The organism is Micromonospora sp. NBC_01740, assembly GCF_035920365.1.
Taxonomy (GTDB): domain Bacteria; phylum Actinomycetota; class Actinomycetes; order Mycobacteriales; family Micromonosporaceae; genus Micromonospora; species Micromonospora reichwaldensis.
Genome location: NZ_CP109150.1, coordinates 6,670,817 through 6,691,028 on the forward strand (window position 1 = coordinate 6,670,817; position 20,212 = coordinate 6,691,028).

A 20,212-nucleotide genomic window follows, 5' to 3' on the forward strand; every position below is an offset into this window, starting at 1 on the left:
CCTTCGCGCGCCCCGGGCACGCCGTCCGCCGCGCTGTGAAGGCTGGTGGAGGCGGCCTCGTGCGCGGCTCGGCGATGGCGGAGGCGGCTCACGCGTCGGCGCGGGCCGCCACCGGTTCGGGCTCGGCCACGTCGCCGCCCGCGGCCCTGTCGCGGGTGGCCCAGGCGACCACGAACAACGCCGTCCAGGCCACCCCGAGCAGCACCGCCGTGGCGCTGCCGCTGGCGGTGCTCAGCCCCAGGTAGAGGCGGGCGCCGACGATGCCGACCACGCCGGCCGCCGCGGCCGTCCAGGCGGCCACCGCCACCGGCCAGCGCGCCCCCCGGGACAGCAGCCAGGCCAGGGTGCAGAGGCTGGCCGCCACCACGGCGTTCTGCGTCGGGAACAGGGCGGCGCCCCGGCCGTCCGGCCCGCCCGCCGTCGGCCCGGCCAGGTCGACCACCACGGCCAGCACCACCAGCGGCACGAACGCCCCGACCGTGCCGACCACGCTGAGCAGGTCCGCCCGCCAGGGCCGGTGCCGCCAGGCCAGCACCGCCGCGACGACGGCCACCAGCACGATCAGCGACGATCCGCGCAGCGCCGAGACCACCGCGAGCGTGACGTCGACCGCCCCGGGCGTACGCCGGTCGGCGAACCAGTCGGCGATAGCGCTGTCGAGCACCGCGAGGCCGCTGTGCCGGACCACCGCCCCGAGCACCCAGGCGATGGCGAGCCCGGCCAGGAAGAGCAGCAGCAGGCCCACGACCAGGTTGATCAGCAGCGTCCAGGCCGGCCCGACGTGCATGGCGAGCAGGAAGAACAGCACCCCGTACCGGCCGCTGAGCCAGCGCACCGGCCGCAGCCCCGCCGCCCGGGACGCCAGCGCCCGGGCCGGATCCGGGTTGCGGCCCAGCCACCGCCCCGCCAGCACCACCGCGACCAGCGCGGCCACCAGCACCAGCACCGCGCCGGTGGCCCGCCCGAGCAGCCGGGAGACCGTCTCGTACGACTCGCCGGCCAGGTTGCCGACGAGCACCGAGCCGCCCACCCAGGTCACCACCCCGGCCAGGTTCCACGGCGCGAACCGCCGGTACGGCATCCCGGCCGCCCCGGCCAGCCGGGGCACCAGGGTGCGGGCGAAGGCCACCCAGCGGGCGGTGAGCACCCCGCGCCCGCCCAGCCGGCCGAGCATCGCGTCCGCCCGGCTCCACCGCTCGTGACCCACCCGCGCGCCCAGCCGCCCGGCGCGCAGCCGGGGCCCGTGCCGCCGGCCCGCCCGGTACGCCAGTGTGTCGCCGATCACTGCTGCAAGGATCATCACCAACAGCGCCGGTACGAGCCTCAGCGTCCCCGCGTACGCTAGGAAGCCGACCAGCAACAGGGTCGCCTCGCCCGGCACCAGCAGACCGAAGATCACGGCGGTCTCCCCCGCGACGACAATCGCGGCGATCACATAGATCAGCAGGGGCGGCAGGCCCTGCAGCGAGGTCAGCAGGTCGTGCATCGGGCCCCCATTCCCACGGGGGTCAGCATGCCAGGCGCTGAAACGGTCGGAACATCAGTTTCGGCAGAGATCCGGGTCATCTGGGGGTAACACCCCCCGACGCGTGCCCGGCAACCGCAGACAGGAGTATGGAGGGTATGCAGCTTCGCACCGACCTCCGCAACGTCGCCATCATCGCCCACGTCGACCACGGCAAGACGACCCTGGTCGACGCCATGTTGCGGCAGGCCGGCGCCTACGGCGCCCGCGGCGAGGTAACCGAACGGGTCATGGACTCGATGGACCTCGAACGGGAAAAGGGCATCACCATCCTGGCCAAGAACACCGGCGTGCGGTACATGCCGGCCGACGGCTCCGACCCGGTGACCATCAACATCATCGACACCCCCGGCCACGCCGACTTCGGCGGCGAGGTCGAACGCGGCCTGACCATGGTCGACGGCGTGGTGCTGCTGGTGGACGCCAGTGAGGGCCCCCTGCCGCAGACCCGGTTCGTGCTCCGCAAGGCGCTCAAGGCGCGCATGCCGATCATCCTGGTGATCAACAAGGTGGACCGCCCCGACGCCCGGATCAAGGAGGTCGTGGACGACACCTACGAGCTCTTCCTCGACCTGGACGCCGACGAGGAGCAGATCGACTTCCCGATCGTCTACGCCTGTGCCCGCGACGGCATCGCCTCGCTGACCCAGCCCGCCGACGGCGCGGTCCCCGACGACAGCACCAGCCTGGAGCCCCTGTTCCGCACCCTGCTGGACACCATCCCGCCGCCCTCGTACGAGGAGGAGGCGCCGCTCCAGGCGCACGTCACCAACCTCGACGCCTCCCCGTTCCTCGGCCGGCTGGCGCTGTGCCGGGTGCGGCAGGGCACCATCAGCAAGGGCCAGACGGTCGCCTGGTGCCGCACCGACGGCAGCACCCAGCGGGTCCGCATCTCCGAGCTGCTGATGACCGAGGGCCTGGAGCGCAAGCCGGCCGACTCGGCGGGCCCCGGCGACATCATCGCCGTCGCCGGCATCCCCGAGATCATGATCGGTGAGACCCTGGCCGACGCGGAGGACCCGCGCCCGCTGCCGCTGATCACCGTCGACGAACCGGCCATCTCGATGACCATCGGCACCAACACCTCGCCGCTGGTCGGCCGGGTCAAGGGCGCCAAGGTCACCGCCCGGATGGTCAAGGACCGGCTCGACAAGGAGCTGGTCGGCAACGTGTCGCTGCGGGTGCTGCCCACCGAGCGCCCCGACGCGTGGGAGGTGCAGGGCCGCGGCGAGCTGGCGCTGGCCATCCTGGTCGAGCAGATGCGCCGCGAGTCGTTCGAGCTGACCGTCGGCAAGCCGCAGGTCGTCACCCGGGAGATCGACGGCAAGGTCTGCGAGCCGGTCGAGCGGCTCACCATCGACGCCCCGGAGGAGTACCTCGGCGCGATCACCCAGCTGCTGGCGACCCGCAAGGGCCGGATGGAGCAGCTGGTCAACCACGGCACGGGCTGGATCCGGATGGAGTGGCTGGTCCCGGCCCGGGGTTTGATCGGCTTCCGCACCGAGTTCCTCACCGACACCCGGGGCACCGGCATCCTGCACCACGTCTTCGAGTCGTACGAGCCGTGGTTCGGCGAGCTGCGCACCCGCAACAACGGCTCGCTGGTCGCCGACCGGTCCGGCGCCGTCACGTCGTTCGCCATGATCAACCTCCAGGAGCGCGGCCAGCTCTTCGTCGAGCCGACCACCGAGGTGTACGAGGGCATGATCGTCGGGGAGAACTCCCGCTCCGACGACATGGACGTCAACATCACCAAGGAGAAGAAGCTCACCAACATGCGCGCGTCGACCTCCGACGAGACCGAGAAGCTGATCCCGCCGCGCAAGCTGTCGCTGGAGCAGGCCCTCGAGTTCTGCCGCGAGGACGAGTGCGTCGAGGTGACCCCGGCCGCGGTCCGCATCCGCAAGGTGGTGCTCGACCAGCAGCTCCGCGGTCGGGCCGCCGCCCGCCGCAAGCACGCCGGCTGACGTACGACGGCAGTCTCCCCCGGAGCCCGGACCGCGCCACGCGGTCCGGGCTCCGCCCGTCACGGCCCCGCCACGCCGTCCGGTGGCGGCCGGCCCTGCGCGTCGACGTCCTCCCAGAGGTCTCCGCACGCGCGGCGTTGGGTGCCGCGCCGTCACCTCGCCGCCCCGGACCACGTCAGGCGGGGCGGCGCGGACGTCAGGCCTGGCAGGCGGCGCGGGCCATCAGCGGGGCAGGCGGCGCGGGCCGTCAGCGGGGCAGGCGGCGCGGGCCGTCAGGCCGGGCGGGTGGCGAGGAAGGCGAACAGGTCGGGCACCCGGCCGGACCCGGCCTCGGTGGTGCGCACCAGCGTCAGGCCGGCGTCGGTGACCGCGTTGAGCAGGCCGGCCATCGGGACGTGCCAGGCGCCGACGCGCACCCGCACCCCCTGCGGCGACCAGGCCCGGAAGCTGCGCTCCCGGTCGGCGTAACCGCCGTCGATCACTATCCGCGCCGGATCGGAGCGGTCGGCGAACGCCCCGACGAAACACGGGTGCACCCCCACGTGCACGAACCGCCCACCGGGCGCGAGCACCCGCGCCGCCTCGGCGATCACCGCCGCGTAGTCGGGCACGTCGGTGTGGGCCAGCACGCACGCCACCGCCGGCACCGAGGCGTCGGCCACCGGCAGCGCCGCCGCGTCGGCGCGGGCCACCGGCAGGCGCGGTCGGGCGTGCCGCAGCTGCCCGCCGGAGAGGTCGACCCCCACCGGCTGCCAGCCCAGCCGGCGCAGCTCCGCCGCCTGGAGCCCCGTGCCGCAGCACAGGTCGAGGCAGCGGCCGGGGCCAGCGCCGAGCAGGTCGCGGAGCTGGCCGCGAACCCGGGTCATGTAGTCGCTGGACGTGTCGGTGGCGAACGCCTCGTACCAGTCGGCGTGCGCGTCGTAGGCGGCAACCGTCATCCCCGCACCGTACGACCGAACGCCCCGACCCGCTGCCCCGTCGGCGATCCGTTACGGTCAGCCGCATGACCTGGGACGAGCTCGACGCCCATCTGGACGGGGTGCCCGGCACGGTGTCGGCGTACGTGGGGCGGGTCGGCGCGGCCCCCACCTGGACCCGGCACGCCGACGCGACCCACTACGCGGCCAGCACCATGAAGGCGGCGGTGCTCGTCGCGCTGCACCGCGCCGCCGAGGCCGGCGCCCTCGACCTGGACGCCCCGGTGCCGGTGCGCAACGAGTTCGACTCGGCGCTGCCCGGCGCGCCCCGGTTCTCCTGCGCCCGGCACTACGACAACGACGAGGCGGTCTGGGAGCGCGTCGGCGCCGAGGCGACACTGCGCTGGCTCGCCCACCGCATGATCGTCCGCTCCAGCAACCTCGCCACCAACCTGGTCATCGGCCACGTCGGACTGCCGGCGGTGGCACGGGTGTGGGATCTCGCCGGGGCCCGGCACAGCGTCACCGGCCGGGGCATCGAGGACTTCGCGGCCCGCGAGGCGGGCGTCACCAACCTCGTCACCGCCGCCGACCTCGCCGCGTTGCTCGGTGCGCTGGCGGCCGGCGCGGACACCCCGGGTCCGCTGGCCTCGCCGGCCGGCTGCGCCGCCATGCTGGACGTGCTGTTCGCTCAGGAGCACCGCGAGGACCTGGCCGCCGGGCTGCCCGAGGGCACCCGCATCGCGCACAAGAACGGCTGGGTGCGCGGCGTGCGGCACGGCGCCGGGGTGGTCTTCCCCGACGACGCGCCGCCGTACGCCGTCGTCGTCTGCACCACCACCGACCTCGCCGACGGCGGCCCCAGCGGCGAGGAGGACGACGACGCCTGCCGGCTGATCGCGCGGGTGTCCGCCGCCGCCTGGGCCGCCCGGCGCGACCTGACCTGAGGCCTCACTCCAGCAGGTGTGCCCGCAGCGCCGTCACCACGTCGTCGGTCACGCCGAGGCCGTCGCGCAGGTACGCCCCGAACGACCCGTGCACCCGGCGCACCTCCGCGTACGCGGCGTCCAGGTACTCCTCGCGCACCTCCAGCACCGGGCGCACCGCCTCGACGTTCAGTTCCGGCATCCGCCGCCGCATCGCCTCCAGCAGGACCTCCCGCAGGCTCTCGGTCAGCCGGTTGTTCGCCAGGTAGTCCGCCCGGATCGCCGCCTCGTCCACGCCGAGCGCGCTGAGCAGCAGCACCGTCAACCAGCCGGTGCGGTCCTTGCCCGCCGAGCAGTGGTAGACCAGCGGCAGGTTCTCCGCCTGGGCGGCCAACCGCACCGCCGTGCCGAAGTTCGCCCGCGCCGACTCCCCGCTGACGAACCAGCGGTAGATCGCCGCCATCGCCGCCGGCGTGCCCTGCTCCGCCAGGCCCGCGTACGCGCCCAGGTCGTGCCCGAGCAGCACCGCCGAGACGTACGTGAAGACGGGGTGCTCGGCGTCGTGCACCGGCAGGTGCACCACCCGCGGCTGGCCGGTCAGCCGGTCCGGCGGGGCGACCGCCGTCTCCGAGTGGTCCCGCAGGTCGACCACACAGGCCGGGCCGAGCTTGGCCAGCACCGGCAGGTCCTCATCGGTCAGCCGACCCAGCGCCGGCGTCCGGATCAGCGCCCCCGGGCGCACCCTCCGGCCGTCGGCGCCGACCAGGCCGCCGAGGTCCCGCGCGTTCGGCGCGCCCACCAGTTCCCATTCCCGCCCGCTCATGCCGGCGCTCCGCCGCGCCGCGTGCCGCCACGAGGCGCCACCGCCCCGCGCCCGTTGATCCGCTCACTCCGCTCGCTCATGCCGGCCTCCCCTTCGCCTGCCCGTGCCCGTATAGGGTGCCGCACATGACGATCGCCGCGGTACGCACCCACCGGCTCTCTGCGCCCCTGCACACGCCGTTCGTGACCGCGCTGCGCCGCACCACCACCGTGGAGACCCTGGTGGTGGAGGTGGTCGATGCCGACGGCCGGTCCGGCTTCGGCGAGGCGCCGCAGGTGTGGCAGGTCACCGGGGCGTCGGTCGCCGGTTCCGAGGCGTGCGTCCGCGAGCTGCTCGGCCCGGCGCTCACCGGCCGCGACGCCGACGACCTGGTGGCCCGCTGCACCGAGGTGCAGCGGGCGGTCGTCGGCAACGAGGCGGCCAAGGCGGCCGTCGACGTCGCGCTGCACGACCTGGCCGCGCGGCGGCTCGGCGTACCGCTGGTGCGGCTGCTCGGGGGCACCGCCCTGCGGGTGCCCACGGACGTCACGCTCGCCGCGGGCGACGCGTTGGACCTGGCGGCGGCGGCCCGGCAGCGGCGGGCGGAGGGCTTCGGCGTGCTGAAGCTGAAGGTGGGCACCGACGCGGCCGGCGACCTGGAGCGGGTCCGCGCGGTGCGTGCCGCCGTCGGCGACGGGGTCCGCATCCGGCTGGACGCCAACCAGGGCTGGACCCCGCGCGAGGCGGTCCGGGTGATCCGGGGCGTCGAGGACGCCGGGCTGGACGTGGAACTGGTCGAGCAGCCGGTCGCCCGCTGGGACCTGGACGGGCTGGCCTGGGTCAGCGACCGGGTGGACGTGCCGATCCTCGCCGACGAGTCGGTCTTCGGCGTCCGCGACCTGGTCGAGGTGATCCGCCGCCGGGCCGCCGACATGGTCAACGTCAAGCTCGCCAAGTGCGGTGGCCTGCATCCGGCCCGGACCCTGCTCGACCTCGCCGCCGCGCACGGCCTCGGCACCGTCGTCGGTTCGATGATGGAGAGCCAGGTGGGCATCGGCGCCGCTGCGAGCCTGGTGGGCGCCTACGGCACCACCGCGGTGGCCGACCTGGACGCCGCCTGGTGGCTGGCCTGGTCGCCGGTGCGCGGCGGCCTGCGGTACGACGGCGCGTCCGTCGTGCTGCCGGACGCGCCGGGGCTGGGCATCAGCTCCGTGACTGAAGTAAAGATGCAGACTGCTGGTTGATGCTCGTCGAAAACTTTCATATGGTCGCGGGGACATTGGGCGCGAGCTGGGGGTGGACGTGGAGCTGCAACCGGGCCGGGAGGCCGTGGTCCGGGTCGCGGTCGCGACCCTCTGGAGCTGCCCCGAGGCGGTACGCCCCGTCGACGGCCCCGCCCTGGCCGCGCGTACGGACATCGCCGCCTGGATCTCCGGCATGGACACCGACCAGCAGGTCGGCGACTGCGTACTGAGCCAACTGCTGCTCGGCGAGCGGGTGCTGGTCACCGAACTGCGCCCGGACGGCTGGGCCCACGTGGTGGCGGTCGAGCAGCCGGCCCCCCGGCTGCACCCGCGCGGCTACCCCGGCTGGCTGCCCACCGAGCAGCTCGCCCCCGTGGCCGGCGACCCCGAGGCGGACCCGCTCGTGGTCGACGCCACCGTCACCGCGCTGCGTGACGCGCCGGGGGGCGCCGAGTTGCTCTCCGGGGTGATCCTGGGCACCCGGCTGATCCCGGCCGGGCCGGCGGTCGACGGCTGGCAGCCGGTGCACGCGCCGGGCCACTCCGCGCCGCTCTGGCTGCCCGCCGGCGACGCGGTGCCGGTGCCCACCACGCCCCCGTCGGCCGAGGAGGTGCTGGCCGTCGCGCAGCGCCTGGTTGACGTCGTCTACATCTGGGGCGGGGTGTCGGCGTACGGCATCGACTGCTCCGGCCTGGTCCACCTGGCCTGGCGGCGGCTCGGCGTGCTGCTGCCGCGCGACGCCAGCGACCAGGCGACGGTGACCACGCCGGTGCCGCTGGGCGCGGAACGCCCCGGCGACCTCTACTTCTTCGCCCGACCCGGGCGGCGGATCCACCACATCGGGATCGTCACCGCCGACCCGCGTCCCGGCGACGACCGGCGGATGCTGCACGCCTGCTACCTGCAGCGCCGGGTGCTGGAGGAGCGGCTGCCCGACGAGCGCACCGCCACCCTGGTCGGCGTGCACCGCGTCTGACCCGCGTACGACACGAGAGGGGCGCCCCACCGGGGCGCCCCTCTCGTCGCGTCGCGTACGCCTCAGTGGCGGGCGTCGGTCAGCACCCGCCGCCGGTCGCGGGAGGACTTGACCAGGCTGGCCACGGTGGCCACCGCGAGGGTGCCGAGGATGATCGTCAGTGAGAGCCAGATCGGGATGTGCGGGGCCCAGGAGACGTGCTCGCCGCCGTTGATGAACGGCAGCTTGTTGTCCGCGAGGGCCTCCAGCACCAGCTTGACGCCGATGAAGCCGAGCACCACGGCCAGGCCGTAGCTGAGGTAGATCAGGCGGCTGAGCAGGCCACCGAGCAGGAAGTAGAGCTGCCGCAGGCCCATCAGCGCGAAGACGTTGGCGGTGAAGACCAGATACGGCTCCTGGGTGATGCCGAAGATCGCCGGAATCGAGTCGAGCGCGAAGATCAGGTCGGTGGTGCCGATGGCGATCATGACGATCAGCATCGGGGTGAAGATCCGCTTGCCCTTCGCCGTGTGGGTGGTCAATTTGGCGCCGTCGTAGTCCCGGGAGATCGGCAACGCCTTGCGGCTCCACCGGATCAGCAGGTTCTCGGAGAACTCGTCCTCGTCCGGCTCGCCCTGCCGGGCGAGGTTGATCGCGGTGTAGATCAGGAACGCGCCGAAGATGTAGAACACGAAGGAGAACTGGGAGATCAGCGCCGCGCCGGCCGCGATGAAGCCGCCCCGCATGACCAGCGCCAGCACGATGCCGATGAGCAGCACCTTCTGCTGGTACTGCCGGGGCACCCCGAACCGCGCCATGATGATCACGAAGACGAACAGGTTGTCGACCGAGAGGCTGTACTCGGTCAGCCAGCCGGTGTAGAACTGCCCGGCCGCGCTGGCCCCGGAGGCCAGCCAGACGCCACCGCCGAAGATCAGTGCCAGGGCGACGTAGAAGCCGACCCAGAGGCTCGACTCACGCACGCTGGGCTCGTGCGGCCGCCGACCGACGATCAGCAGATCCACGAGCAGGATCCCGGTCAGGGCGACGAGCGTCCCCGCCCAGACCAGTCCGGACACGTCCAAGGTTCATTCCTCCGGCAGACACGCAACGACGGGCACACCGTACGCCCTTCGTGGACGCGGTGTGCCGGCGACGCTGACTCTGGTGACTGTCGGAGGTCTCTTCCGTCGCCGTCCCCGAGGGGGCGGCGACCGACGGGCCGGGTCGTGCGTCCAGGGATCGGCGCTCGACCGTGCTGACGACTCCGTCGCGGGGGAATACTCCCCTCCTCGCCCGTCATTCTGGCCCACCGCCGCCAGTGGCCGCATCCCGGGTCGTGAGTGTCCTTTCCCACCCCGGCGCATCGATGCCGGTGGGCGGCGGGCATCGAGGCCGGCCGCACCACCCGTAGATCGTCCTAGGAGGCTAGTGCTCCGGATTGGGCGCGACCAGCGGATCGGCGAGCGACCAGCCCGCCGCCAGCACCGCGTCGCAGGCATCCACCGCCCGAGCCAGTCGCCGCCGGTGCGGCCCGGCCAGCTCGACCACCGGCACCCCGCAGCCGGCCAGTTCCGCCCGGAACCGCCCCGTCATCCACGCCCGCAGGTGCTCGCCGTCGCGCAGCCCGTCGTCGTCGAAGGGCACCCCGACGTGGTCGGTCAGCAGGTACAGCGCGGGACGCCGGGCCGCCGCGCGTACCCGCGCCGACGTCGACCCCAGGTACCGCTCCTCCCAGACTCCGGTGGCCCGCGCGTCCGTGTCGCAGAACAGCAGCGGGCCGCACGAGCGCGCCGCGGCGTCCTCCGCCGCCTGCTGCTCCCGGACCACCTCGGCGAAGTCGTCGCGGTCCCACGCCACGTCGAAGACCGTGGCCGCCGGATCCCGCCCGCGCAGCCGGGCCAGCTTCCGCGCGGTCAGCTCCCGGCCGTACTCCGGGACCCAGCGGGTGCCGTAGTGCGCGGCGAGGGCGGCGGCCATCGTGGTGGTGCCGGTCGACTCCGCGCCGACGACCACCACCCGCCGGACGAACCACGCCCGCACCGGCGCGCTGAGCCGGTCCCAGTGGCCCGCCGGGTCCGCGCGCACCGCCGTCCCCGACACGGGCACGCCGCGCCGCCCCGGATCCACGCAGACCGACACCGCGTCGAACCGCCGGGCCAGTTCCTCGCCGTACGCCTCGGAGGAGAAGACTGCGTCCACCGGCGCCCCGCCCAGCGCCTCGCGGAACACCGCGCAGTGCAGGTCCCAGACCGCCGGGTCGGCGTAGTCCACCGGATGGTCGTCGTACCGGCCCACGAAGCGGACCCACGGGGTGGCCGCGTGCACCTCGCGCAGCCAGTCCAGCCGCAGCGCGAGCGGGATCGACTCCCGGCGGGACGGTGCCACCACCACGGTGACGGCCGCGCAGCGGGCGGCGGCGGCCTCGATCAGCGCGTGGTGGCCCGCGTGCGGTGGATAGAACTTGCCCACCACCATCGCGTGCCGGAACTCCGGCGCCGCCGGCCCGGCGCCCGCCCCCGTCACGCCGTCTGCGGGGCCTATCCCGGTCACGCCGTCGCCGGGGCCGGGCCCGGGGGCACCGGGGTCGGGGCGGCGCCGCGCCGCAGGTCCGCCCGCCACTCGCGCAGCCCGAGCACGCAGAGCCCGAGGAAGATCACGTAGAGGGCCGCGGTGAGGTACAGGCCCTTGTAGGCGTAGAGCGGGATGTAGATCAGGTCGGCGGCGATCCACAGCCACCAGCTCTCCACCCGCTTGCGGGTCTGCCCGTACGTCGCCAGCAGCGACAGCGCGGTGGTCAGCGCGTCGGGCAGCGGCACGGTGGAGTCGGTGGCCCGGTCCAGCAGCGCCCAGAGCCCGCCGGTCAGCACCACGCCCGCCGCCGCCAGCGCCCACCACTCCCGGCGGCCCGTCCGGCCGACCGTCAGCCGGGTGCGCCGCTCGCCGCCGTACAGCCACGCCCACCAGCCGTACAGGCCCAGGCCGACGTAGACGACCTGGAGGCCGGCGTCGGCGTAGAGGCCCGCCGTCCAGAACAGCAGCATCAGCAGCAGCACGTTGGCGATGCCGACCGGCCAGTTGGCGATCCGCTGCCGGGCCACCAGCCAGACGTTGAGCACCCCGGTGGCGAAGCCCAGCAGCTCCGCCCAGGTGGTGCCGGTGCCGGCCACGGTGAACGCCGTGCCGGTCAGCCAGTCGATCATTCGCCTCCCCTTTCCGCGCGCCCACCCTAGATCCGCCCGGCCAGCGGGAACAGGCCCCCGCGGCGTCCGGCCCGCACGGCGGCGTGAAAGGCTCCCGGGCATGGTGCTTGAGGTCGCGCTCATCGACGTACTGCCGGGACACGAGGACGAGTTCGCCGCCGCGTACGCCAAGGGGCATCCGGTGCTCGCCGGCGCGCCCGGCTGCCGGTCGGTGCGGATGACCCGGGGCGTCGAGTCCCCGAGCCGGTTCGTGCTGCTGGTCGAGTGGGACTCCGTCGAGGCGCACAACGACAACTTCCGCGCCACCGAGCGCTTCGCGCAGTGGCGGGCGCTCATCGGCCCGTACTTCGCCAACCCGCCGCTGGTCGAGCACTTCGTGGACGTGCCGGCCTGAGCTGTCGTACCCCTGCCCTAGGGTGCGCCGTGCACGCGTCGGCCGCCGGTCCCGACGGGCTCGGGGGCGCCGGGCCCGGTTGCCGCGCGGAGATATCCGCTGGCGCCCGGTCGCCGATGCCGGTTGACTGCCCACCATGACGCAACGGGTGGCCCTCGTGACGGGCGTGAGTCGTCGGATCGGCATCGGCGCGGCGGTCGCCCGCACACTCGCCGCGGACGGCTGGCGGCTGCTGCTCACCGGCCTGCCGGAGTTCGACGACGCCCAGCCCTACGGCGGCGATCCCGAGGGCGTGCCGGCCCTGCTGGGCGAGCTGGGCGACGCCGGACACGTCCGAGCCGACCTGCTCGACCCGGCCGCGCCCGCCGGCCTGGTCGCCGAGGCGCTACGCCGGTACGGCCGGCTCGACGCGGTGGTCGCCGTCCACGCCTACTGCACCGACACGCCGTTCGGCGCGCTGGATCCGGCCGAGATCGACAGGCACCTGCTGGTCAACGTGCGGGCCACGCTGCTGCTCGCCGAAGCGTTCGCCGGAGCGTTCACCGCCGGATCGGGTGGCCGGCTGGTGCTCTTCTCCACCGGCCAGCGCCTCGGCCCGATGCCGCAGACCCTCGCCTACGCGGTCAGCAAGGCGGCGGTGGAGAACGCGACCTTCCAGCTCTCGCCGCTGCTGATGCCACGGGGCATCACCGTCAACTGCGTCCACCCGGGCCCGACCGACACCGGATACGCCTCGCCGGAGGCGCACGCCGAGGTCGCCAAGCTCTTTCCGAGCGGACGCTGGGGCACGCCGCAGGACGCCGCCCGGCTGGTGCGATTCCTCTGCTCGTCCGACGCCGACTGGATCACCGGCCAGGTGATCGACTCGGAGGGCGGCTTCCGCCGCCACCTGTGAGCCTGGCTCAGCCGGCCGCGAGCCGGTCCAGCGCCACGAGCGTCTCCTCCGGGCCGAGGGCCGCGTCCAGCAGCCAGCCGGTGAGCTGCTCGTAGCGGTCCACGTCGGCGGCCGTCACCAGCCGCACGTCGGTGGTCAGCGCCTCCAGCATCACGGTGCGCGGGTCGGCCGGGTCGGGGAACGAGTAGCAGGAGTACGGCGTGAGCGGCTGCGCCCCGCCCCGCGCGGCGACGCCCCGGGGCAGCAGCCGGATCGTCACGTGCGGCAGGGTGGCCAGCTCGACCAGGTGCCCCACCTGCTCCCGCCACACCTGTGGCGGGGTGTCGCCGGCGTCGCAGGCCGCCTCGGCGAGCAGCGCCGTGTAGCGGGGCGGGTCCGTCCGCCGCAGCACCTCGTGGCGCAGCCCCCGGGCGCGCACGTCGGCCTCCACGTCGAGGGCCGGGTCGAGCAGCCGGCCGGCAGCGATCCGCAGCCGGGCGTACGCCGGGGTCTGGAGCAGCCCCGGCACGACGGCGGGCTGCCAGTCCACGATGCTCGCCGCGCCCGCCTCCAGTTCGGCGTAGGTGCGCTGCCGCTCGCCCATCTCCCCCAGCGCCTTCCACCAGCCCCGGCTGGTCGCGGCGTCGCGGGCGATGACGATGAGCGCGTCGCGCTGCGGCGGCGGCACCTCGTAGACGTCGAGCAGGTCGAGCACGTCGGCCAGGTCCGGCCGGCTCTGCCCCAGCTCGATGCGGGACAGCTTCGAGGTGGAGGCCCAACCCAGCCGGTCGCAGACCTGTTCCAGGGTCAGCGCCTCCCGCCGGCGCAGCTGACGCAACTCGGCGCCCAACCGGGCGCGACGAATGACCGGACTCGTTGGCAACGGCATCCCCAGCCTCCCCACCGAGGGAGAGTAGGGCAGGACGATCACTCAGCGCAATAGCTTGCTCGCGTACCGCAATCAGAGGCCAGGTCGTCGTGGGTCGGCCCGCCCCGCCGACCGGGTCAGGCGGGGCCCGGGCCGCTCACTTCACCCCGGCGGCGTCCATGCCGCGCAGCTCCTTCTTGAGGTCGGCGACCTCGTCGCGGATCCGGGCGGCCAGCTCGAACTGGAGCTCCCGGGCCGCGGCCAGCATCTGGTCGCTGAGCTCCTGGATGAGCTGGGCCAGCTCGGCCCGGGCCATCCCCTCCCGCGCGGGCCCGGCGCCGCCGGTACGGGCGCGGCTGCGGGTCTCCTTGACCGGCGCCTTGCCCCGGGAGAGCTGCCGTACGGCTCCGCCGACGCGGCTGTTCTCGGTGTCCTCCGCCTCGCGGTAGATGTCGTCGAGAATGTCGTGGATCTTCTTGCGCAGCGGCTCGGGACTGATGCCGTGCGCCTCGTTGTGCGCGATCTGCTTGTCCCGCCGCCGGTTGGTCTCCCCGATTGCCTCGGCCATCGACGGAGTGATCTTGTCGGCGTACATGTGCACCTGACCGGAGACGTTGCGCGCCGCCCGGCCGATGGTCTGGATCAACGACCGGCCGCTGCGCAGGAAGCCCTCCTTGTCGGCGTCGAGGATGGCGACCAGCGACACCTCCGGCAGGTCGAGACCCTCCCGGAGCAGGTTGATGCCGACCAGCACGTCGTAGTCGCCCTTGCGCAGCTCCCGCAGCAGCTCCACGCGGCGCAGCGTGTCGACCTCGGAGTGCAGGTAGCGCACCCGGATGCCGTTCTCCAGGAGGTAGTCGGACAGGTCCTCGGCCATCTTCTTGGTCAGCGTGGTGACCAGCACCCGCTCGTCGCGCTCGGTGCGCAGCTTGATCTCGTGCATGAGGTCGTCGATCTGGCCCTTGGTGGGCTTGACCACTACCTCCGGGTCGATCAGACCGGTGGGCCGGATCACCTGCTCGACGAACTCGCCCTGCGCCTGCTCCAGCTCCCACGGGCCCGGCGTCGCCGAGAGGAAGACCATCTGGCCCACCCGCTCCAGGAACTCGTCGAAGCGCAGCGGCCGGTTGTCGGCGGCGCTGGGCAGCCGGAAGCCGTGGTCGATCAGCATCCGCTTGCGGGACGCGTCGCCCTCGTACATGCCGCCGATCTGCGGGATGGTCACGTGCGACTCGTCGACGACCGTCAGGAAGTCGTCGGGGAAGTAGTCGAGCAGGCAGTGCGGCGGACTGCCCGGCAGCCGGCCGTCCATGTGCATCGAGTAGTTCTCGATGCCGGAGCAGAACCCGACCTGGCGCATCATCTCGATGTCGTAGGTGGTGCGCATCCGCAGCCGCTGCGCCTCCAGCAGCTTGCCCTGCCGCTCCAGCTCGGCCAGCCGATCGGCCAGCTCGGCCTCGATGTCGCGGATCGCCCGCTCCATCCGCTCCGGCCCGGCCGCGTAGTGGGTGGCCGGGAAGATCACCAGCCCGTCGACCTCCTTGACCACGTCGCCGGTGAGCGGGTTGAGGTAGTAGAGCTTCTCCACCTCGTCGCCGAAGAGCTCGATCCGCACGGCCAGCTCCTCGTAGGCCGGGATGATCTCCAGCGTGTCGCCGCGGACCCGGAAGGTGCCCCGGTTGAAGGCCATGTCGTTGCGCGTGTACTGGATGTCGACCAGCCGGCGCAGCAGCTGGTCACGGTCCAGCTCCTGCCCGACCGCGACCCGCACCGCGCGGTCGAGGTATTCCTCCGGGGTGCCCAGCCCGTAGATCGCCGAGACGGTGGCCACCACGATCACGTCACGGCGGGTGAGCAGCGACATGGTCGCCGAGTGCCGCAGCCGCTCGACCTCCTCGTTGATCGAGGAGTCCTTCTCGATGTAGGTGTCGGTCTGCGGGATGTAGGCCTCGGGCTGGTAGTAGTCGTAGTAGGAGACGAAGTATTCGACCGCGTTGTGCGGCAGCAGCTCGCTGAACTCCTTGGCCAGCTGCGCGCAGAGCGTCTTGTTGGGCGCCAGCACCAGCGTGGGCCGCTGCACCCGCTCGATCAGCCACGCGGTGGTGGCGCTCTTGCCGGTGCCGGTCGCGCCGAGCAGCACGGTGTTGCGGTCGCCGCGTCGGACCCGACGCTCCAGGTCGTCGATGGCCGCCGGCTGGTCGCCGGCCGGCTGGAACTCGCTGATGACCTGGAAGCGGCCGTCGAGCCGGGGAATGTCGAGCGCCATGACCCCAACGGTACGCCGGGGGTCCGACACCGCGGCGCGACTACGCCCGGTCCGTGATCGGCTTCGATATTCGCATTGTGTGGCGCATCTCACCGGACTACGCTCTCCACGTAGGCCGCTCGCGGCGGCCGACCGGGCAGGTGGCCAGGCCGTCACGGCCGGCCCGCCCCCGGCACAGGGGTCGCAGCACCCGGCACTCCCGGCGTGCGCACCCGACGTGGTCGCGCGTGAGGCGCTGACCGGCCGCCGCGAGCGCCCCTGCTCGTCACCCCACGGGGGTGAATCCCGTTCAACCTCCCGTGGAGACCTCCGCCGCCCGTTCCGGCCCGCCTGACCCGCCGCAGGGCCCGCCGACGCACGACGACGCGCACACCGGCGGCATCCCACGGGTGGTGACCGGCCGCCGGCGCACCGTCCTGCTGGTGCTCGCGGCCGTGGCCGTGCTCTCCGCCGCCGCGCTGGTCGTGGGGCTGGCGAGCTGGGCGCCAGAGGAGCCGGAGCAGCCGAGGGCGCTGACGGGCGACGAGCGCGAGCGACTGGCCGCGATGCGGGTCACCAACTACCGGGACCTGCGGGCCGGGGTACGCGTGACCGCGGGCACCGGCGCGGCGCGTACCGAACTGGTCGGCTGGGTCGACTGGTCCCGGCCGCTGGTCTACCTCGACGTCGGCGGGCCCGGCGCGGGCGCCGAGCGCGGGCTGCTCCAGGCCACCCCGACGGTGGTCCTGCTGCGCCCCGACCCGACGGCGGTGCCGACCCCCGCGCCGCCCCCGCTGGTGCCGCCGGCGGACCGCTGGCGGCTGCACGACCCGCCCGCCGGGCAGGGGCTGGCCGCCGTGCTCGACCTGCTCTTCCGCCTCGCCTCCGACCGCCCGGAGCCGCCGGCCGACGCCACGCGCCGGATCGGTGGGGCCACGGTCGGGGCCACCCCGGTCGACATCCTCCAGGCACCGCCGCCCGACCCCGGCGTCCCGCCCCCGGACCGGCTCCCCCGCTACTGGCTCGACCACGACGCGCGGCTGCACCGGCTGGAGACCGGGCTGGCCGGCGTCGGCCCGGTGACCGTGCAGCTGAACCGGACCGACCGGCCCACGCTGCGGCCGGTCGACGCCCTCGGCGGCCGTCCCGGGCAGCCCCGCGCCCTCACCGCCGTCGAGCGGGGCCGGCTGGACCGGTTGCCCGCCCGGCTGCGCGCCCGTGGCGGCGCCGCCGTGACCCTGACCGCGCCCGTCGCCGCCGCCACGAACCTGCGCGGAGCCGGCTGGGTGAGCTGGAGCGGGCGGGTTGCGTACCTCACCGTCGCCGACCTCGGCGTGCCGGAGCGCCGGACGCTGCTGCGCGTCGACGGCGCCGGCGTGCGCCGGGCGGAGGTGCCGGCCGCGACGGTCCCGGGCACCGTGGAATCGCCCGGCCGGCCGCCGCTGCCGCCGCCCGCCCGGGGCTGGGGGGCCGACCCGCGGCGCGCGGGCGACCTGGGCCTGCTGCTCGACGCCGCGCTGCGGGCCGCCCGGTCGCCCGGCGGGCGGGGCGCCGCCCTGCGGGTGCGCGGCGACACCGTCGCCGGGAAGACCGTCGACGTGGTCGAGCTGCGCACGTCCCGAGGGCTGCTGCGCTACTGGATCGACCGGTCCGGCGCGCTGCGCCGCCTGGAGCTGCGCACCCGCACCGGCGCCTGGGCCCAGCTCGACCTGACCCCCACCACGGTGCCCCGGCTCGTCCCACCGCCCCGGCCCCCGGCCGGGGGCCGCTGACCGGTCAGGGACGCCAGCCGGTCTGCGCCGCCCACTGCTCGGCGCGCAGGTGCTCCTCGTCGAACCACGGGTCCTTCGCGGTGGTCCAGGCGGCGCTGTCCGGGGCGGAGGCCGCCAGCTCCCGCTTCAGCGCCAGATAGGCCGACCGCTGGTCCGGGTCGGCACGCAGGTGGTCGCGCATCAGCAGCGCGTACCGCCAGCCGGGCGCGTTGGCCGGGCGGACGTGCAGGTGCACGGGGCGGCCTGGGTCGGCGCTGCCGTGCAGCCGCTTCTCCCACCGGCCGCTGCCGGGCGGGCGGGGGTCGTCCCACCACTCGCCGGGCAGGCGCGGGAAGCCCGCCTCCGCGAGCCGTTCGGCCAGCGGTCCGTCCGCGTCGGCGAGGGTCGGGACGGTGAGCTGGATGTCGATCACGTCCCTGGCGGCGAGCCCCGGGACCGCGGTCGAGCCGATGTGGTCGATACGCAGGTCGGCGGGGGCGAGCGCGTGCCGGATCCGGGCGGCCAGCCGCGCGTACTGCTGCGGCCAGGTCGGGTCGGCCTCCATCAGGACGACGTGCTCCGAGGGGGCCGCCCGCCGCTCGCGCAGGTTCGCCTCGTAGGGCCGCAGCCGCTCGCGCCACAGCGCGTCGACGGCCGCGTGCAGGTCGTCGAGGCTGCCGTCGTTGGTCAGCAGCACGTCCGCCGCGCCCCGCCGCCGGGCGTCGTCGGCCTGCGCGGCGATCCGCCGCTCGGCCTCCGCCCGGTCCATCCCCCGGTCGCGGGCCAGCCGCGCCAACCGGGTGGCCACCTCCGTCTGCACCACGACCACCAGGTGGTACGTGGGCGCGAGCCCCACCTCCACCAGCAGCGGCACGTCGTTGACCACGATCGCGTCGGGTGCCGCCGCGGCGGCCAGTTCGGCGGCCCGGGCCCGTACGCGGGGATGGGTGATCGCCTCCAGCCGGCGGCGCGCCGTCTCGTCGGCGAACACCAGCGCGCCCAGCGCCGCCCGGTCGAGGGCGCCCTCGGCGTCGAGGATCCGCTCGGAGAAGGCCGCGACGATCTCGGCCAGCCCTTCCGTGCCCGGCGCGACCACCTCCCGGGCCACCCGGTCGGAGTCGATCAGCACCGCGCCGCACTCGGTCAGTCGCCTCGCCACGGCGCTCTTGCCGGACCCGATTCCTCCGGTCAGTCCCACCTTCAGCACGACGTCAGTCAACCGGATCACCACCGCGCTGCCGGCACCGGGGGCACCCCGGACCGGTCCCTCTGGAGCCGTATCCTAGTACTAGGATAGGCGCGTGGAGTTGACCACCGCCGAGCTGACCGTGCTAGGCCTGCTCATCGAACGACCCCGGCACGGCTACGGCCTGGAGCAGGTGATCGCGCGACGCGGCATCCGTCAGTGGTCCGACGTCGGGTTCTCCTCGATCTACTACCTGCTCGCCAAGCTGGACAAGCGCGGCCTGGTCCACGTTCCCGAGGCTCCCGCCGCCCCGAAGTCCCGCCACGTGTTCCACGCCACCGCCGAGGGCCGGGCGGCCGCGGCGCGCACCGCGCTGGCGCTCATCGAGCAACCGCAGCCGGTCCGGCACCCGCTTCTCGTCGGCATCGCCAACCTGCCCCTGCTCTCCGACCGGGAGTACGCGCAGGCGCTGCGCACCCGGCTGGCGGGGGTCGAGGCCCGCATCGAGTCGCTCCGGTCGGCGCAGCAGGCGCAGGCCCCCCTCCCGCACCCGGCGCGGGAGGTCTTCTCGTACTCGCTGAGCCTCCTGGAGGCGGAAAGGCAGTGGCTCGCCGCCCGAGCCCAGGTGCCTGATGACTGACAAGACCGACTTCAAGAAGACGCTCGACGCCTATCAGGCCGGGCGCGGCCAGTTCCGGATCGTGGACGTGCCCGACACGCGGTACCTCATGGTCGACGGCCACGGCGACCCGAACGGCGCACCGGCGTTCACCGGTGCCATCGAGGCCCTCTACCCGGTGGCCTACAAGCTGAAGTTCGCCAGCAGGCGAGACCTCGGCCGGGACTACGTCGTCCCGCCCCTGGAGGGCCTGTGGTGGGCCGAGGACATGGACTCGTTCACCGCCCGGCGCGACAAGGCGCGGTGGGACTGGACGCTGATGATCATGGTGCCGGACTGGATCGGCCAGGACCTGTTCACCGCCGCCGTCGAGCAGGCCGGGGCCAGGAACCGCCCGTCACGTCTCGACGACGTCCGCCTGGCGACACTGTCCGAGGGGCGGTGCGTGCAGACGCTGCACGTCGGTTCCTTCGACGACGAGGCCGAGGTGCTGGCGCGGTTGCACGGTGAGTTCGTCCCGGGCAACGGGCTGCGGATGGTGGGCAGACACCACGAGATCTACCTCAGCGACTTCCGCCGGGTCGCGCCCGAGCGGCAACGCACCATCCTGAGGCAACCGGTCGCCGCCGCATCGGGTGCGTAGGGCGGCGAGGGCGCGGCGGTGGCGGGCGACGGCGGGCGGCTGCGGAAAGACGGGAGCCCCGCCCCCGGCGATCTCGCGATCGCGGGGACGGGG

The 20,212-nt window shown here is 74.2% G+C and carries 18 protein-coding genes; 9 read left to right on the forward strand and 9 right to left on the reverse strand.

From position 1 onward, the window contains the following. Nucleotides 1-88: 88 nt before the first annotated feature. Nucleotides 89-1,486, reverse strand: a complete 1,398-nt coding sequence (locus OG989_RS28935; protein ID WP_327029066.1) for a DedA family protein — start codon at nucleotides 1,484-1,486, stop codon at nucleotides 89-91. A 137-nt stretch (nucleotides 1,487-1,623) separates the two neighbouring features. Between OG989_RS28935 and typA the strand changes: the two genes are divergently transcribed. Next, the gene (gene typA, locus OG989_RS28940) at nucleotides 1,624-3,492 is read left to right on the forward strand and encodes a translational GTPase TypA (RefSeq protein ID WP_151455652.1); all 1,869 of its coding nucleotides are present in this window, start codon (nucleotides 1,624-1,626) and stop codon (nucleotides 3,490-3,492) included. A gap of 272 nt (nucleotides 3,493-3,764) precedes the next feature. Here typA and OG989_RS28945 read toward each other — a convergent pair whose 3' ends face one another. After that, nucleotides 3,765-4,430 (reverse strand): class I SAM-dependent methyltransferase, encoded by a 666-nt coding sequence (locus OG989_RS28945; protein ID WP_151455651.1) that lies wholly within the window; start codon nucleotides 4,428-4,430, stop codon nucleotides 3,765-3,767. Between the two features lie 65 nt (nucleotides 4,431-4,495). On the opposite strand from OG989_RS28945, the gene OG989_RS28950 reads away from it, so the two are divergent. After that, nucleotides 4,496-5,356, forward strand: coding sequence for a serine hydrolase (locus OG989_RS28950; protein WP_151455650.1), 861 nt, complete (start codon nucleotides 4,496-4,498; stop codon nucleotides 5,354-5,356). 4 nt (nucleotides 5,357-5,360) lie between these two features. Here OG989_RS28950 and OG989_RS28955 read toward each other — a convergent pair whose 3' ends face one another. Beyond that, nucleotides 5,361-6,158 carry a tyrosine-protein phosphatase gene (locus OG989_RS28955; protein WP_327029067.1) on the reverse strand — a complete coding sequence of 266 codons (798 nt, stop codon included), beginning with the start codon at nucleotides 6,156-6,158 and terminating at the stop codon, nucleotides 5,361-5,363. Between the two features lie 125 nt (nucleotides 6,159-6,283). On the opposite strand from OG989_RS28955, the gene OG989_RS28960 reads away from it, so the two are divergent. Then, nucleotides 6,284-7,381 carry a mandelate racemase/muconate lactonizing enzyme family protein gene (locus OG989_RS28960; protein WP_327029068.1) on the forward strand — a complete coding sequence of 366 codons (1,098 nt, stop codon included), beginning with the start codon at nucleotides 6,284-6,286 and terminating at the stop codon, nucleotides 7,379-7,381. Nucleotides 7,382-7,439: 58 nt separating this feature from the next. Continuing rightward, nucleotides 7,440-8,357 carry a C40 family peptidase gene (locus OG989_RS28965; RefSeq protein WP_151455647.1) on the forward strand — a complete coding sequence of 306 codons (918 nt, stop codon included), beginning with the start codon at nucleotides 7,440-7,442 and terminating at the stop codon, nucleotides 8,355-8,357. 62 nt (nucleotides 8,358-8,419) lie between these two features. Here OG989_RS28965 and OG989_RS28970 read toward each other — a convergent pair whose 3' ends face one another. The 3 genes from OG989_RS28970 to pnuC all read right to left on the reverse strand — a co-directional run bounded on the left by OG989_RS28970 (nucleotide 8,420) and on the right by pnuC (nucleotide 11,539). Continuing rightward, nucleotides 8,420-9,421, reverse strand: a complete 1,002-nt coding sequence (locus tag OG989_RS28970) for a TerC family protein (protein WP_151455646.1) — start codon at nucleotides 9,419-9,421, stop codon at nucleotides 8,420-8,422. A gap of 343 nt (nucleotides 9,422-9,764) precedes the next feature. Beyond that, entirely contained in the window at nucleotides 9,765-10,862 is a 1,098-nt protein-coding gene (locus OG989_RS28975; protein WP_327029069.1) for an AAA family ATPase, read from the reverse strand. A gap of 23 nt (nucleotides 10,863-10,885) precedes the next feature. Continuing rightward, nucleotides 10,886-11,539, reverse strand: coding sequence for a nicotinamide riboside transporter PnuC (pnuC, locus tag OG989_RS28980; RefSeq protein ID WP_327029070.1), 654 nt, complete (start codon nucleotides 11,537-11,539; stop codon nucleotides 10,886-10,888). 100 nt (nucleotides 11,540-11,639) lie between these two features. Between pnuC and OG989_RS28985 the strand changes: the two genes are divergently transcribed. Both OG989_RS28985 and OG989_RS28990 read left to right on the forward strand, forming a co-directional pair. Next, entirely contained in the window at nucleotides 11,640-11,933 is a 294-nt protein-coding gene (locus OG989_RS28985; protein ID WP_151457366.1) for an antibiotic biosynthesis monooxygenase family protein, read from the forward strand. A 136-nt stretch (nucleotides 11,934-12,069) separates the two neighbouring features. Further along, the gene (locus tag OG989_RS28990) at nucleotides 12,070-12,828 is read left to right on the forward strand and encodes an SDR family oxidoreductase (RefSeq protein WP_327029071.1); all 759 of its coding nucleotides are present in this window, start codon (nucleotides 12,070-12,072) and stop codon (nucleotides 12,826-12,828) included. A gap of 7 nt (nucleotides 12,829-12,835) precedes the next feature. Here the strand turns inward: OG989_RS28990 and OG989_RS28995 are convergent, their stop codons facing one another. Together OG989_RS28995 and uvrB are read right to left on the reverse strand one after the other, a co-directional pair. After that, nucleotides 12,836-13,696, reverse strand: a complete 861-nt coding sequence (locus tag OG989_RS28995; protein ID WP_151457368.1) for a helix-turn-helix domain-containing protein — start codon at nucleotides 13,694-13,696, stop codon at nucleotides 12,836-12,838. Between the two features lie 136 nt (nucleotides 13,697-13,832). Next, entirely contained in the window at nucleotides 13,833-15,941 is a 2,109-nt protein-coding gene (gene uvrB, locus OG989_RS29000) for an excinuclease ABC subunit UvrB (RefSeq protein WP_327029072.1), read from the reverse strand. Between the two features lie 299 nt (nucleotides 15,942-16,240). On the opposite strand from uvrB, the gene OG989_RS29005 reads away from it, so the two are divergent. Next, on the forward strand, nucleotides 16,241-17,692 hold the full coding sequence (locus OG989_RS29005) for a hypothetical protein (protein ID WP_327029073.1): 1,452 nt from the start codon (nucleotides 16,241-16,243) through the stop codon (nucleotides 17,690-17,692). Nucleotides 17,693-17,696: 4 nt separating this feature from the next. Here OG989_RS29005 and coaE read toward each other — a convergent pair whose 3' ends face one another. Continuing rightward, the gene (coaE, locus tag OG989_RS29010) at nucleotides 17,697-18,878 is read right to left on the reverse strand and encodes a dephospho-CoA kinase (protein ID WP_327031255.1); all 1,182 of its coding nucleotides are present in this window, start codon (nucleotides 18,876-18,878) and stop codon (nucleotides 17,697-17,699) included. A gap of 94 nt (nucleotides 18,879-18,972) precedes the next feature. Here coaE and OG989_RS29015 point away from each other — a divergent pair, with 94 nt between their 5' ends. Together OG989_RS29015 and OG989_RS29020 are read left to right on the forward strand one after the other, a co-directional pair. Beyond that, nucleotides 18,973-19,497, forward strand: a complete 525-nt coding sequence (locus OG989_RS29015) for a PadR family transcriptional regulator (protein ID WP_327029074.1) — start codon at nucleotides 18,973-18,975, stop codon at nucleotides 19,495-19,497. Beyond that, a complete protein-coding gene (locus OG989_RS29020) occupies nucleotides 19,490-20,119 on the forward strand; it encodes a GyrI-like domain-containing protein (RefSeq protein ID WP_327029075.1) in 630 nt (209 codons plus the stop codon). Before OG989_RS29015 ends, OG989_RS29020 begins: the two co-directional genes overlap by 8 nt. Nucleotides 20,120-20,212: the final 93 nt, after the last annotated feature.

What these genes read in the sequence shown, in the direction of transcription:
- OG989_RS28990 (WP_327029071.1), top strand. Translation starts at nt 12,070, where the DNA reads ATGACGCAACGGGTGGCCCTCGTGACGGGCGTGAGTCGTCGGATCGGC.
- OG989_RS28935 (WP_327029066.1), bottom strand. Translation starts at nt 1,486, where the DNA reads ATGCACGACCTGCTGACCTCGCTGCAGGGCCTGCCGCCCCTGCTGATC.
- OG989_RS28955 (WP_327029067.1), bottom strand. Translation starts at nt 6,158, where the DNA reads ATGAGCGGGCGGGAATGGGAACTGGTGGGCGCGCCGAACGCGCGGGAC.
- typA (WP_151455652.1), top strand. Translation starts at nt 1,624, where the DNA reads ATGCAGCTTCGCACCGACCTCCGCAACGTCGCCATCATCGCCCACGTC.
- OG989_RS28945 (WP_151455651.1), bottom strand. Translation starts at nt 4,430, where the DNA reads ATGACGGTTGCCGCCTACGACGCGCACGCCGACTGGTACGAGGCGTTC.
- OG989_RS28985 (WP_151457366.1), top strand. Translation starts at nt 11,640, where the DNA reads ATGGTGCTTGAGGTCGCGCTCATCGACGTACTGCCGGGACACGAGGAC.
- OG989_RS29020 (WP_327029075.1), top strand. Translation starts at nt 19,490, where the DNA reads ATGACTGACAAGACCGACTTCAAGAAGACGCTCGACGCCTATCAGGCC.
- uvrB (WP_327029072.1), bottom strand. Translation starts at nt 15,941, where the DNA reads ATGGCGCTCGACATTCCCCGGCTCGACGGCCGCTTCCAGGTCATCAGC.
- OG989_RS28950 (WP_151455650.1), top strand. Translation starts at nt 4,496, where the DNA reads ATGACCTGGGACGAGCTCGACGCCCATCTGGACGGGGTGCCCGGCACG.
- OG989_RS28960 (WP_327029068.1), top strand. Translation starts at nt 6,284, where the DNA reads ATGACGATCGCCGCGGTACGCACCCACCGGCTCTCTGCGCCCCTGCAC.
- OG989_RS28995 (WP_151457368.1), bottom strand. Translation starts at nt 13,696, where the DNA reads ATGCCGTTGCCAACGAGTCCGGTCATTCGTCGCGCCCGGTTGGGCGCC.
- pnuC (WP_327029070.1), bottom strand. Translation starts at nt 11,539, where the DNA reads ATGATCGACTGGCTGACCGGCACGGCGTTCACCGTGGCCGGCACCGGC.